Here is a 14175-nt window from a genome sequence, read left to right as displayed (position 1 = left end):
CTATTTTTTCGCCCATTGTGGCTTGCTATAGACAGCGAAAACACACAAGGAGGCGTTTTATGTACAACAAAATTCTGATGCCAGTCGATGTCTTCGAAATGGATGTCAGCGACAAGGCGATAAAACACGCCGAGTTTCTGGCCGGAGAGGACGGCACCATCTACCTGCTGCACGTGCTGCCCCAGTCTTCAAAACTGATTATGCACGGTTTTGCCCATGATCTGCGCCGTTTTGAAGAGCATCTGGAAAAAGAGGCGGAAAGCCGACTGGAACAAATGCGAGAGCGCTTTACCTTCCCGCCGGAGCGGGTTGTGCCCCTCGTGCGTTTTGGCAGCGTTCGTGATGAGGTCAACCAGGCCGCCGAAGATCTGGATGCCTGCGTGATTGTCATTGGCTCTAAAAACCCGAGCATTGCCACCCACCTGCTGGGCTCTAACGCAGCAACCATTGTGCGCCACGCCAAAAAACCGGTGTTTGTGGTCCGCTGAGGCAGGCCCCACACAGCAAAAGCCCCGGCCACGGGGCCAGGGCTTTTGTACTGGTGCTGGTGCAGGTTGTCTTACTTCTTTTTATTATGCGGTTTTGGTACGAATCAGATAATCAAACGCGCTCAGTGAGGCTTTCGCCCCTTCACCGGCGGCAATAATAATCTGCTTGTACGGCACTGTCGTACAGTCGCCTGCGGCGAATACCCCTTTGACGCTGGTTTCGCATTTGGCATCAATGATTATCTCGCCCATTTTATTGCGCTCAACCACGTCGCCCAGCCAGCCGGTATTCGGCAGTAAGCCAATTTGTACGAAGATCCCCGCCAGCGCGATATTATGCACATCACCACTGACCCGATCCCGGTACTCAAGGCCAGTCACCCGGGTGCCGTCGCCTTTAACTTCGGTGGTCTGGGCATTGAGAATGATGTCGACATTTTTCAGGCTGCGCACTTTTTCCTGCAGGACCTGGTCGGCCTTCATTTCCGGTGCGAACTCCAGCAGCGTCACATGCTCAACAACCCCGGCCAGATCGATAGCCGCTTCCACCCCGGAGTTACCGCCACCGATAACCGCCACGCGCTTCCCTTTAAACAGCGGGCCGTCGCAGTGCGGGCAATAGGTAACCCCTTTGGTGCGGTACTGATCTTCGCCAGGCACATTCATATTGCGCCATTTGGCCCCGGTCGAGATGATAATGCTGCGCGCCTTCAGTACCGCGCCAGATTCGGTTTCAATCTGGTGCAGGCCACCTTCGGTGTCAGCCGGTGTCAGGTGCGCCGCGCTCTGGCTGTCGATAACATCGATATCGTAATCATTAACGTGGGATTTCAGCGCCCCGGCCAGTTTTTCACCCTGGGTTTTAGGCACGGAAATATAGTTTTCAATATCTACCGTATCGAGGATCTGGCCGCCAAAACGCTCACCCATCAGACCGGTGCGGATCCCCTTACGGGCTGCGTACACAGAGGCCGCCACACCGGAAGGGCCGCTACCAACGATCAGTACGTCATAAGGCGCGCGGCTGCTCAGCTCGCTGGCGGTGCGTTTCGCCGCCCCGGTATCCACTTTGCTGACAATTTCCGCCAGCGTCATACGCCCCTGGCCGAATTCGTTACCGTTGAGGAATACCGCCGGTACGCCCATGATGTTACGTTCGGTTATCTCATTCTGGAACACGCCACCGTCAATAGCGGTATGTGTCACCCGCGGGTTGAGGATAGCCATCAGGTTGAGGGCCTGAACCACGTCCGGGCAGTTATGGCAGGAGAGCGAATAATAGGTTTCGAAATGGAAATCCCCGTCCAGATGACGCACCTGATCCAGCAGGTCCTGCGCCTCTTTTGACGGGTGCCCGCCGGTCTGTAACAGCGCCAGCACCAGCGAGGTAAATTCATGGCCCAGCGGCGAACCGGCAAAACGCGGCCCCTGCTGTGAACCCGGGTTGGTAATCAGAAACGAAGGTTTGCGAACCGCCAGGCTATTGTCTTCCCGGAAGGAGACTTTATCTGATAATTCGGCGATTTCTGCCAGAAGTTCCCTGATTTCCGCTGATTTAGGACTATCATCCAGCGTGGCGACCAACTCAACAGGTTTGGTTAATCTCTCAAGATAAGCCTTGAGTTGGGTCTTCATAGTGGTGTCGAGCATAGTATCTCCCTGGCAAAAAAAACGGGCACGATGCACCCGGTTAAAACATCAGGTTATCCAGATGGGCATACAACAAGTGGACAACGAACCAAAAATCCCCGGTGTATCACACCGGGGCGGTCACAGCGCTGCCACTGAATGGCATGCGGAGGGGTAGATAACTTAGATTTTACCAACCAGGTCCAGAGACGGAGCCAGTGTTGCTTCGCCTTCTTTCCATTTGGCAGGGCAAACTTCACCCGGGTGAGAAGCAACATACTGTGCTGCTTTCACTTTACGCAGCAGGTCAGATGCGTCACGGCCGATGCCTTCAGCAGTCACTTCAGTTGCCTGAATGATGCCCTGCGGGTCTACCAGGAAGGTGCCGCGGTTAGCCAGGCCTTCGTCTTCACGCAGGATTTCGAAGTTGCGGGACAGCGTACCGGTCGGGTCGCCGATCATGGTGTATTTGATTTTGCCGATGGTGTCGGAGCTACCGTGCCATGCTTTATGGGTAAAGTGGGTGTCGGTAGAGACGGAATAGATGTCTACGCCCAGTTTTTCGAATTCGGCATAGTGGTCTGCCAGGTCACCCAGTTCGGTCGGGCAAACGAAGGTGAAGTCAGCAGGATAGAAGAAGAACACGCTCCAGCGGCCTTCAGTGTCTTTTTCTGTAACTTGCACGAACTCGCCGTTTTTGAATGCGTCGTTTTTGAAAGGTTTAATTTTAGTATTAATCAAAGACATCTGTACTTTCTCCGTTGTTTCGTTGGAACGTAAGATAACGAATTTGCCTCATCAGGACCAATGCGTTTACCGTATCGAATCGATAAGCGCTGACTATAACACTTACCTGTGAGTGCGTTGCGGTATCGCAAAACCCATCGTAACCAGGTTTTACTGCCCTGTGCCTGACAACAATGTGACATATTAATAAATAATTATGTCGATATGTTATTAAAAAGCGCACTTATCGCCGCGTTACGTTACCATTCTCCTCTTCTTCAGCCAATATCACAACGCCTGGCTGGTATCCGGTTCGTTAACCGGCCACATCCCTTACCCGATAAGCATCTGGATACGTTTATGAAAAAGTGGTTTTTACTCAATGCATTGCTGTTATCTTCCGCAGGCGCGATGGCCCAGAACCTGGATCCGTCTACCTTACCGGCCCCGGTTCAGGGCATTGCTAAACAGGGCATCACCATCATCAAGAAATTTGACGCCCCGGGCGGCATGACCGGGTATCTGGGCAAGTATCAGGATATGGGGGTTACTATTTACCTCACGCCGGACGGTAAACACGCGGTGTCGGGTTATCTGTATGACGCCCGCGGCACCAACCTCAGCGAGCAGGTTATCAACCACGAGCTGTATACCCCGGCAGGCCGCGAAATGTGGAAGAAAATGGCCAGCGCCCCCTGGATTGCCGATGGCAGCGCCCAGGCCCCCCATATTATTTATGTCTTTGCCGACCCCTTCTGCCCTTACTGCCACACCTTCTGGCAGCGGGCCCGCCCCTGGGTAGAGGCCGGAAAAGTGCAGATTCGCACCCTGCTGGTGGGGGTAATAAAACCGGAGAGCGCCGGTTACGCCGCCGCCATTATGGCCAGTAAAGATCCGGCTAAAACCTGGCACGACTTTGAACAAAGTAACGGCAAGCTGAAGATAACCCCCAGCGCCCGGGCATCTGCCGACCAGGCGGCGGCTATCAAAACCAACACCGAACTGATGGACGCCCTCGGCGCCAGCGGGACACCGGCTATCTACTACATGACGAAAGACCAGGTGCTGCAACAGGAAGTGGGACTACCGGAAGAAGAGAAAATGCCGGTCATTATGGGGGATAAATAACCCCCACCTGCGCCAACGGCCGGGCAAGCCCGGCCGTTAGTCTGTGTGTTGAGATCAGTGGCCGGTTAAGGCGGAGTTTTTCGCTGCTGCCTGTAGCGCCGGATCCTGCTTCGTCTTACTGAAACGGCGGGCGTACAGCGCGGTAATAATCGGCACCAGGATAGCGGTCACAATCACACTGGTTGCCACCAGGGCCGTGGCGGAAGCGGCCACCGGCGCAAATGCCGGGTTGATCTGGGCGATAATCACCGGGTTCGCAACAGCAGCCCCTGCCGCGGATGACGCCGCAATCCCGGCTGTACCGTTACCGCCGCCAATCAGACGGTCAGCAAAAATCAGCGGAATACCGGTAATGATAATCACACCCACACCCAGCATGATCCCCAGCAGACCCGTATCGAGGATCACGCCCAGGTTGATGGTATTCCCCAGCGCAAAACCAAAGAACGGGATAAGTGTTGAAGTCGCTTTACCGAAGAACTCACGCAGGTCATGGTCCAGGTTACCCAGCGCGAAACCCACCAGGAACGGCAGCACCGCGCCAACAAAGTGGTGTGGCTCAAAGGTCGCCAGCCCCGCAGAACCCAGGATAACCATGGTCATCAGCGGGCCGGATTCCAGGGACATCAGTACGAATGCCCCGGCCTCTTCTTTTGAGCCGTACTGGTTCATCAGGCTGGCATACAGCCCCCCGTTGGTCATATCCATTGCCGATACAATGGCAAGTGTTGACAGCCCGGCAAACAGACCGGCTTCCACACCGTGCTCCGGTATAAACGCCGCGGCTATCATCGCCACCACCCAGGCGGTGAGAATTTTGGTTAATACCAGCGTACCGGATTTACGCAATACGGTGCCGGTAGCGCGTAAATCAATAGACGCCCCAATGCAAAAAAACCAGACAGCCAGAATCGGTACGGTGCCGGATATCATACCCTTAGTGAAAGAGCCAAAGTAATTACCCGCATCAGGAGCACAGGTATTTAACAGCGCGCATAATAACAGCGGGATCAGCATCATTCCGCCAGGCATCTTTTCCATTGTCGCTTTGATTTTCATAATAAAACTCCAGGATACTGGCTATCTGAGTTGCCAGAGGTAATCGGATTAAAAACAATAAATTCAATACGTTAATATTTTATTCTGGTGTAAAAAAATCCGCCCGCCATACATGGCAGAAGTAAAAAACAGCTTATTTAATTAATAAATAAATTAACGGTATTTATCTTTATTCAGGTAATACGCACATACCGTTTTTTATTACTTGCAGTGATTTTGTTTCATAGCAAAACAATGATCAACATAAAACGAAACATTGTTTTATGTTTTACAGAGCAAGTCACATTTTTATCAAATTATCGTCTCTGGCCGGTGAATCAGCAGGATATGGGAAGGGCGGGAAAACCGGCCGGACGTGGCGGCCGGTGCGGGATCAGAGCGCGCAGAGCTTACTGGCAGCGGCCGCCAGCGTCTCATTTTGTTTGGCAAAACACAGCCGCACCAGGTGGTGCGGGAAATCACCGGCACAGAAGACCGAAAGCGGTATCGCCGCAACGCCCGCCTCCGTGGTCAGCCAGTGGCAAAAGCTGACGTCATCAGCCGTTGAAATTGCCGAATAGTCCGCCAGCAAAAAGTAGGTGCCGGTACAGGGCAGCAGGCGCAGCCGGCTCCCGGCCAGGGCCTGGCTGAAATAATCGCGCTTCGCCCGGTAGAATTCGGGCAGGTTGAGGTAGTGCTCCGGCTCCGCATCCAGCATATCCGCCAGCGCCAGCTGTGCCGGAGTATTAACCGCAAACGTCAGATACTGGTGCACCTTGCGCACTTCGGCGCTGATGGCGGCCGGGGCAATGCAGTAGCCCACCTTCCAGCCGGTCATATGGAATGTTTTACCAAATGACGACACCACCACACTGCGCTGGCGCAGGCCCGGGTGCGCCAGTACGCTACAGTGCCCGCCGGGGGCAAAGCAGATATGCTCGTAGACCTCATCACTGAGCACATAGATCTCCCGCGAGCGGATCACCTGCCACAGGGCGGCAAAATCATCGCCAGACCAGACCGTGGCGGTAGGATTATGGGGGGTATTCAGGATAATAAGCCGGGTGCGGTCGCTGATACGGGCCGACAATTCTGCCGCGTCAAAGCCAAATGCCGGTGGCTTAAGGGCTATGCGCTGCACCACCCCACCTGCCAGGGCTACCGCCGGGGCATAGCTGTCATAGCTGGGGTCAAAGCAGATAACCTCGTCCCCGGGGCGCACCAGCGCCGTAATGGCGGCAAAGAGTGCCTCCGTTGCCCCGGCGGTAACGGTAATGTCTGTGTCGCTGTCCGGGCGATAGCCGTACAACCCGGCGGTTTTATCCCCGATGGCCTGGCGCAGAGGGGCGGCACCGCTCATGGGGGCATACTGGTTATGCCCGTGGGCCACATGCCAGGCCAGGCGCTCTTTCAGGTAGGCGGGGCCGTCAAAATCCGGGAACCCCTGGGAAAGATTAATCGCCTCGTGCTGGCGGGCAAGCTCGCTCATCCGGGTAAAAATCGTGGTGCCAAGACCCGGGAGTTTACTCTGGGGGATCAGTGGGATATCACTCATGGCTGGTGCCCTTGCTCCGTGTTATGGACTCTCACCATAGCACGGGGCCGGGTCATGCTCCACAGACGTCTGTACGTCCATGAAAAAATATCAACATCCAGAAATCAGCAGCAACGGCCGCCGTTTTTGCCGCCATAGCGGGCGTCCTGGCGCTCGCGGAAAAAGGCCTCGTAGGTCATCGGATCCTGGTCGGGATGGTTAAGCCGCATATGCTCGACATAGTTGTCGTAATCCGGCACGCCCACCATCAGCCTGGCGGTCTGGCCCAGGTAACGCCCCGCTTTGGCCAGTGTCTCAAACATGGTGCTTTCCTCCTGGCAATAAGAAAATCAGGCCGGGAAACCCGGCCTGACTGACAGATTAATGGGCGTTTTTCGCCTCATCAACCAGTTGCTGGTAGTTTTCCGGCATCGGCTCATAGGGGGTTTCCCGGGCCGTTGGCTGGTCACTTTTCAGCGCCTGCAGTGCAGTCTTAATTGAGAATAGCCCAATCACCACCACAACCACCATAAAGAAGATGGTCAGGCCCGCATCCAGACGGTTGTTAAACACCAGCTGCGCCAGCTGCGACTCGGTGTACTGCGCCGGGATATTGCCGCTGTCGATCATCGCCTGGAACTTGTTCGCCACCGCCAGGAAGCCCACTTTCACATCCGGGCTGAAGGCTTTCTGCCAGCCTGCGGTCAGGGTACAAATCAGCAGCCATGCGGTCGGCACCAGCGCGACCCATGCGTACATCTGGCGCTTCATCTTGAACAGCACCACAGCACACAGCATCAGCGCCATTGCGGCCAGCATCTGGTTAGCAATACCGAACAGCGGCCACAGGGTATTGATGCCCCCTAATGGATCCACCACCCCCTGGTGCAGGAAGTAGCCCCAGGCCATAACGCAAAGTGCGGTCGCCAGCAGGTTGGCCGGTAACGAGTCGGTACGTTTGAGCCCCGGAGAAACCACCCCCAGCAGATCCTGCAGCATAAAGCGCGCCGCACGGGTCCCCGCATCTACTGCGGTCAGAATAAACAGGGCTTCAAACAGAATCGCGAAGTGATACCAGAACGAGACATCCATCAGCCCGCCCAGGGCACCGTGCAGAATGTAGGCCATCCCGACAGCAAGTGTCGGTGCCCCGCCCGCGCGGGAGATAATGCTCTGCTCGCCCACGTCGCTGGCAATCTGGTTGAGCACATCCGGCGTGATGCTAAAGCCCCAGCCACTCACGACCTGGGCTGCAGAAGCCACCACATCCGCGGTGCCTGCCGGAGCCAGTACCGCCATCGGGCTGTTCATTGCAAAGTAAACGCCCGGGTCAATCACACAGGCCGCCACCAGCGCCATGATAGCCACGAAGGACTCCATCAGCATGCCGCCATAACCGATAACGCAGGCCTGGTCTTCATTGGCGAGCATTTTCGGGGTCGTACCGGAAGAGATCAGCGCATGGAAGCCAGAGACGGCACCACAGGCGATGGTGATAAACAGGAACGGGAACAGATCCCCCGCCCAGACCGGGCCAGTACCGTCGATAAACTTAGTCAGCGACGGCATCTGCAGGGTCGGGCGCATAATCAGGATGCCGATAGCCAGCCCGACAATGGTCCCTATCTTCAGGAAGGTGGACAGGTAATCACGCGGTGCCAGTAGCAGCCACACCGGCAGTACCGCCGCCACAAAGCCATACCCCACCAGGATCCAGGTTAACTGTACGCCGGTGAAGTCAAAGTACGGTGCCCATGCCGGGTTTTCTGCCACCCAGCCGCCAGAGATGATAGCGAAAATCAGCATCACCAGGCCGATGACCGACACCTCACCAATGCGCCCCGGGCGAATATAGCGGGTGTAGATCCCCATAAACAGCGCCAGCGGAATGGTAAACGCCACGGTGTAGGTTCCCCACGGGCTGTGGGTCAGCGCTTTCACCACGATCATCGCCAGTACCGCGAGGATAATAACCATGATCATAAAGCACGCCACCAGGGCGATAACCCCGGCGGTATTCCCCATCTCCTCTTTGACCAGCTCCCCCAGGGAGCGGCCATCGCGGCGGGTGGAGACGAACAGCACCATAAAGTCCTGTACCGCACCGGCCAGTACCACCCCGGCCAGCAGCCAGAGCATACCGGGTAAATAGCCCATCTGGGCGGCCAGTACCGGCCCGACCAGCGGCCCGGCACCGGCAATCGCGGCAAAATGGTGACCGAACAGCACTTTCTTATCTGTCGGTACGTAGTCCAGCCCGTCGTTATGACGCACGGCCGGGGTCATACGGGTGGCATCTACCCCCAGCACCCGCTTTGCAATAAACAGCCCATAGTAACGGTAAGCAATCAAATAGACGCATACCGATGCGACCACAATCCACAGTGCGTTAATCTGCTCGCCGCGATTAAGCGCAATGTAGCCCAGTGAAAATGCCCCCAGCACTGAGAGCACTAGCCAGATAAAGTGTTTCCCTGATTTATTCATATCTGTCGCCCATTGTTGTTTCCATCATCTGTAATATAAATTTACAAAGTGATTTAAAACATTTGCCAGAAATTAACAACATCGAAACAACAACAAATCGCCGGATGGACGTTTTTTTAGTAAGACTTGTTAGCGGGATCACTTGATGGCCTGATAAAAGCGGGGCATTTCAGCGGGGAAAAGCGCTCACGGGGAAAAGGGTAATGTGTTAAAACACCGGCGGGAAACCCCGGCACCAGTCACCTGATACCGGGGGAGTATTAACCTAAAATGGCGGTGGATAAACGGCTGGTACAGCAGCGCCGTCCCCGCTCATCAAAGATGGCGATATCCCAGGTCTGGCTGTTTTTGCCCAGGTGCAGCGGCGTGCAGACCCCGCGCACCACCCCGCCACTCACCGCCCGGTGGTGGGTAGCGCTGATCTCAGTGCCCACCACACACTGCCCCTGCTGGCTGGTCAGAAAACCGGCCATGGATCCCAGGGTCTCCGCCAGGGCCGCAGAGGCCCCGCCGTGCAGCAGGCCAAAGGGCTGTACCGTGCGGGTGTCGACCGGCATTTCCGCCTCCAGGCTATTGTCTGTCAGGCGGGTGTAGCGGATCCCGAGGGTCTCCACCATGGTGCCCGCATTCATCGCGTTCAGGGCGTCCAGCGCCAGTTGACGTTTCCAGATCATCTCAGGCTCCGAGGGTTGAGCCGCCATCCACCACAATATCCTGCAGGGTGATATGGCTGGCGCGGGGGGATGCCAGGAACAGCACCGTGTCGGCAACCTCCCGGGGCTGGGCAATTTTCCCCAGCGGGATCCCCAGTTTAAACTGCTCTGCGTAACCGCGGATCCGCTGCTGTTCCGCCTCTGGCGAGCGCCACATGGCGCGCTGCATATCGGTATCGGTTGATCCCGGGGAGACCAGATTACAGCGCACCCCGTAACCGGCCAGCTCCAGGCCGACGGTCAGCGCCAGGCTTTTCAGCGCCGCTTTGGAGGCGCCATAGGCCGACATGCCAAGGCGCGGGGTGTGGGCCGCGTCGGAGGCGATGGTCACAATGGCCCCGCATCGCCGGTCGCGAAAGTGCCCCATGGTGTGGCGGAACAGGTTAAATGCCCCGCCCACATTGATGGCGAAGGTGTCGTGCCAGTCCGTATCGCTCAGGGTGTCTGTTGCCCCCATCCGCAGGATCCCGGCAGCGTTGACCAGCACATCCAGGTGCGGTTGCGCCAGCAGCTGCTGGCGGCAGACGGTGGCCACCTGCTGCGGGTCTGCCACGTCCAGTATCTGCGTATGAAACGGGTATTCTCCCCGGGGGAAAGCGATATCAAAGCCGGTCACCTGCGCTCCGGCCTCATGGAACGCCAGCGCGGTCTGGTAGCCTATCCCTTTACCGGCCCCGGTGACCCAGACATATTGCCCGCTGAACTCCCCGCTCATGGCTGTATCCCCCGGGATAACAGCGCCCACCAGGCGTCTATCGTCGGGGATTTTGCCAGCATCACAAAATCAAGATCGCCGTGCACTTTGCGCCACTTCGCCGCCAGCGCCATCATCCGCACCGAATCCAGCCCGTAATCAATCAGGTTTTCGTCGTCCCCGGGGTGTTCATCTTCATCAAGCAGCGGCAGGATCAGCGCCTTTAACGCCGCCTTACTGGCGGGCAGCGCCTCCGCCTGCGGGATAAGCTCCCGGGTTAATACCACCCGGCCGGTGCGCCCGGCGGTGTATTTCAGGGCAGCCAGGTGCTCTTCACGGCTAAAATCCCCCAGCGCATCCGCCACCATAAAGGGCTGAATATCGCGCATAAAGGCATCCGTTGCGGTGGTCATACAGCCAATATGGGCATACACCCCGCAGATCAGCAGCTGATCGCGGCCGCTCTCTTTTAGCATCTGCTCCAGGGGGGAGCGAATAAACGCGCTGTAGCGCCACTTGACCAGCACCGTATCGTCCGCCTCCGGGGCCAGGGCGGCAATAATGGTTTTCTGCTCCGGGTGCTGGTTAATGCCCGGCCCCCACATATCGTTAAGCAGGGCGCGGTCCGCGTCGCTCTGGTTATCCGGCTGGGCGGTGTAATACACCGGGATCCCCTGCTGTTTGCAGAACCGGCGCAGGGCAGCAATGTTCTCTACCATCTGCGTGATCATCGCGTCGTCGCGGGCCCAGAAGTTAATAAAGTAGTCCTGCATATCGTGAATAAGCAGCGCCGCACGGGCCGGATCAAACGCCCAGTCTACTTTTGTTGCCGGGATATCAGCCGCGACCGGCAGCTCATAGCCGGTCAGTTTTGGAATGGTCATGTTCTTCTCCTTTATGTACTTACCGGGCCTGCTGGCGTTGCGCGATAATGTGGCGCAGTTTTTTCTTATCCACTTTCCCGACCGGGGTCAGCGGCAGTGACGGGACCATCTCAACACGGTCCGGCAGTTTAAATTCCGCCACCCCCAGCTCACGCAGGTAACGGCGGATCTCCACGGCGCGCAGCGGACGGTGACCGACAATAAAAGCGCAGCTCTTCTCCCCCATCAGCGCGTCGTCCATAGAGACCAGCGCCACATGCAAAATGGCCTCATGGCGCAGCAGCAGGTTTTCTATCTCCTCGGCGGCTATCTTCTCGCCGCCGCGGTTTATCTGATCTTTTTCGCGCCCGACCACCCGGATATTGCCGTCCTCACCGAGGATAACCAGGTCACCGGAGCTGTAAAAACCGTCCTGGTCGAAGGCCCGGGCATTGTGCTCCGGGCTGCGGTAATAGCCCCGGAAGGTATAAGGCCCGCGGGTCATCAGGCGGCCTTCTGTTCCCGGCGGCACCGGGGTGCCCTGTTCATCCACCACCCGGATTTCATCATCCGGGCACATGGGGCGCCCCTGGGTGGTAAAAATCACCTCGTCGCTGTCATCCAGCCGGGTGTAGTTCACCAGCCCTTCCGCCATGCCGAATACCTGCTGGAGCTGGCAGCCGATCTCGGCCGGGATCCGCCGCGCCAGCGCTTCAGACAAGCGGGCGCCCCCCACCTGCAACAGCTGCAGGGTTGATAAATCCCCCGCGACACCATCGCGCAGCGCCTGGAGCCACAGGCTGACTGCCGGGGGCACCAGTGCCGTGTGGGTAATGCGCTGCCGGGCAATCAGCCCGAAGCACAGCGTCGGGCTGGGGTCGGCGGCCAGCACCAGCGTGCCGCCACCGTAAAACACCCCCAGCCAGCCCGGGGAGCTCATGGCGTAATTGTGGGCAGCGGGAATGGCGCACAGAAACCGGGTCTGCCCGTTAAAGCCACAGATCTCCACGCTGCGCCGGATGCTGTAGTAGTAGTCATTGTGAGTGCGCGGGATCAGTTTTGGCGTGCCGGTACTGCCGCCGGAAAGCTGGAAAAAGGCCACTTCACCGGGGGCGCTGGGCTCCTGCAGCGGGAGATCCAGCGGCTCGGCTATCCAGAACTCCAGTCCCCGCTCACCGGTGTCGTGCAGCAGGGCCACCACTGTTAAGCCGGGCAGACGGGCGTGCAGGGACGCAATATATTGCTCATCCTGAAACAGGCTATGCTCCCGGTCGGCCACCAGCAGGGCGGGCTCAATCTGGCTGGCATAGGCATCCAGCTCGGTACGCTGATGGCTGAACAGCGCATTCACCGGGGCCACCCCGATGCGCAGCAGGGCAAACAGCGTGATGCACAGCTCCGCCACATTGCCCAGTTGCACCAGGGCCGTGTCCCCGCGTTTTAAGCCCCGGCGCTGAAAGGCACCCGCCAGGCGGTTAACCTGCTGATACAGCTCCCGGTAACGGTACTGGCGCGTACCGTCAATCAGGGCAATGGCCTCACTGTGCTGGTGACGGTCAAGAATATCGCCGAGGGGTAAATCCACCCAGTAGCCCTTTTCCCGGTAGTGCCGGGCTAAATCTTCCGGCCAGTGGTTAAATTCAATCGCCATAACGTCAATCCTTAATTCAGTCCCAGAACATTTAACATGGTGCCCAGCTTGGCCCCGGTTTCCCGCCACTCAGACTCTGGCGATGAGTCCGGCACGATACCGGCACCGGCAAACAGGCGAATATGCTCGCCAGACAGGCGGGCACTGCGAATGGTGACCGCCCACTCGCCATTTCCCTGGTCATCACACCAGCCAACAATGCCGCCAAACAGGCCCCGGTCGAACGGTTCCAGCCCGGCTATCAGCTGCATCGCCTGCTGGTGGGGAAAACCACTTAGCGCCGGGGTGGGATGCAGCAGGCACGCCAGCGCCAGCACACTGGCGGTGCTCTCGCCATCAATGGCCGATGCCAGATGCCACAGGGTTGGCGTGGTGATAAGCGACGGCGCGGCGGGCACATTCAGACAAGAGGCCAGCGGCTGGAGTTGCTGGCGCATGGCGTTAACCACCAGCGCGTGCTCGTGGCGGTCTTTGGCAGAGGCCATCAGCGCCTCACCGGCCCGGGTGTCTTCGCGGGCATCGCTAAGATTGCGCCGGGCCGTGCCCGCCAGCGGCAGGGAGCTGAACAGGGTGCCGGTTTTGCGCACTAATAATTCCGGGCTGGCGCCCAGCAATGTGCCGCCATCAGATAAGGGAACGTGGAAATTAAAACTGCCCGGGTTCTGGGCCATCAGGCGGGCCATCACCCCGTGGCTGTCGGGTGCGCTGGCACAGCGGATGTCAATCAGGCGCGAGAGCACCACTTTATCGATACCCGGCTGGCGGGTGGCGCTGGCACCGCGCGCCACCATCTGGGTAAAGACATCATGGCCGGGGATCTCCACTTTCAGCACCGGCTCCGGCTGCGGGCCGGTGGCCGACGCCTTAAAATGCCCGGCCACCTGATCGGGTGTCATCTCCTGGTGGGATTGTGGAATAAACAGTTCGCTGGGGTGACGGGTATCAAACGGGATAGCCCCCACCACCAGCGGGTGTGCGATACCCGCCTGCCGGGCGCTGTGAAACGCCTCAGCCAGCTGCTGGCTGAACGGACTGCGGGGATCGGCCCCTCCCTGAGCGGGTGTTGTAATACGGCAGAAACACCCTGATGTGATCAAACTGCGCAACGGTGACGTGAAACTAAAGCTGTCTTTTGCGGGCATTGTTGCCACCCCCGGTCGCTTTTCCTGTAAAAGCGTTGCCATGCAACCTCCGGTGAAATGATAAGGCGTTTAATAATAATTA

Annotated in this window: 13 protein-coding genes; 2 read left to right on the top strand and 11 right to left on the bottom strand. The window is 57.8% G+C overall.

Annotated elements, in window-relative coordinates; genetic code table 11:
- Positions 1-59 precede the first annotated feature (59 nt).
- Positions 60-488, top strand: coding sequence for a universal stress protein UspG (gene uspG / locus EBL_RS06745; RefSeq protein WP_002439913.1), 429 nt, complete (start codon positions 60-62; stop codon positions 486-488).
- Between the two features lie 84 nt (positions 489-572).
- Here uspG and ahpF read toward each other — a convergent pair whose 3' ends face one another.
- Together ahpF and ahpC are read right to left on the bottom strand one after the other, a co-directional pair.
- A complete protein-coding gene (gene ahpF, locus EBL_RS06740) occupies positions 573-2138 on the bottom strand; it encodes an alkyl hydroperoxide reductase subunit F (RefSeq protein ID WP_002439912.1) in 1566 nt (521 codons plus the stop codon).
- 162 nt (positions 2139-2300) lie between these two features.
- Positions 2301-2864, bottom strand: coding sequence for an alkyl hydroperoxide reductase subunit C (ahpC, locus tag EBL_RS06735; protein WP_002439911.1), 564 nt, complete (start codon positions 2862-2864; stop codon positions 2301-2303).
- Between the two features lie 339 nt (positions 2865-3203).
- Between ahpC and dsbG the strand changes: the two genes are divergently transcribed.
- A complete protein-coding gene (gene dsbG, locus EBL_RS06730; RefSeq protein WP_002439910.1) occupies positions 3204-3971 on the top strand; it encodes a thiol:disulfide interchange protein DsbG in 768 nt (255 codons plus the stop codon).
- 54 nt (positions 3972-4025) lie between these two features.
- Here the strand turns inward: dsbG and kdgT are convergent, their stop codons facing one another.
- The 9 genes from kdgT to EBL_RS06685 all read right to left on the bottom strand — a co-directional run bounded on the left by kdgT (position 4026) and on the right by EBL_RS06685 (position 14135).
- Positions 4026-5030: a 2-keto-3-deoxygluconate transporter gene (kdgT, locus tag EBL_RS06725; protein ID WP_002439909.1), complete on the bottom strand. Its 1005-nt coding sequence runs from the start codon at positions 5028-5030 to the stop codon at positions 4026-4028.
- 373 nt (positions 5031-5403) lie between these two features.
- Positions 5404-6564, bottom strand: a complete 1161-nt coding sequence (locus tag EBL_RS06720; protein WP_002439908.1) for a pyridoxal phosphate-dependent aminotransferase — start codon at positions 6562-6564, stop codon at positions 5404-5406.
- 104 nt (positions 6565-6668) lie between these two features.
- Positions 6669-6866 carry a YbdD/YjiX family protein gene (locus EBL_RS06715; protein WP_002439907.1) on the bottom strand — a complete coding sequence of 66 codons (198 nt, stop codon included), beginning with the start codon at positions 6864-6866 and terminating at the stop codon, positions 6669-6671.
- A gap of 58 nt (positions 6867-6924) precedes the next feature.
- On the bottom strand, positions 6925-9030 hold the full coding sequence (cstA, locus tag EBL_RS06710) for a pyruvate/proton symporter CstA (protein ID WP_002439906.1): 2106 nt from the start codon (positions 9028-9030) through the stop codon (positions 6925-6927).
- Positions 9031-9290: 260 nt separating this feature from the next.
- The gene (entH, locus tag EBL_RS06705; protein ID WP_002439905.1) at positions 9291-9704 is read right to left on the bottom strand and encodes a proofreading thioesterase EntH; all 414 of its coding nucleotides are present in this window, start codon (positions 9702-9704) and stop codon (positions 9291-9293) included.
- Position 9705: 1 nt separating this feature from the next.
- Complete coding sequence (dhbA, locus tag EBL_RS06700; RefSeq protein WP_002439904.1) at positions 9706-10458, bottom strand: 2,3-dihydro-2,3-dihydroxybenzoate dehydrogenase; 753 nt, start codon at positions 10456-10458, stop codon at positions 9706-9708.
- Entirely contained in the window at positions 10455-11321 is an 867-nt protein-coding gene (locus EBL_RS06695) for an isochorismatase (RefSeq protein WP_002439903.1), read from the bottom strand. Before EBL_RS06695 ends, dhbA begins: the two co-directional genes overlap by 4 nt.
- 19 nt (positions 11322-11340) lie before the next feature.
- A complete protein-coding gene (locus tag EBL_RS06690; RefSeq protein ID WP_002439902.1) occupies positions 11341-12951 on the bottom strand; it encodes a (2,3-dihydroxybenzoyl)adenylate synthase in 1611 nt (536 codons plus the stop codon).
- A gap of 11 nt (positions 12952-12962) precedes the next feature.
- The gene (locus EBL_RS06685; RefSeq protein ID WP_002439901.1) at positions 12963-14135 is read right to left on the bottom strand and encodes an isochorismate synthase; all 1173 of its coding nucleotides are present in this window, start codon (positions 14133-14135) and stop codon (positions 12963-12965) included.
- Positions 14136-14175 lie beyond the last annotated feature (40 nt).

This window comes from Shimwellia blattae DSM 4481 = NBRC 105725, from assembly GCF_000262305.1.
Lineage (GTDB): Bacteria > Pseudomonadota > Gammaproteobacteria > Enterobacterales > Enterobacteriaceae > Shimwellia > Shimwellia blattae.
This window is presented reverse-complemented; position numbering and strand designations above follow the sequence as displayed.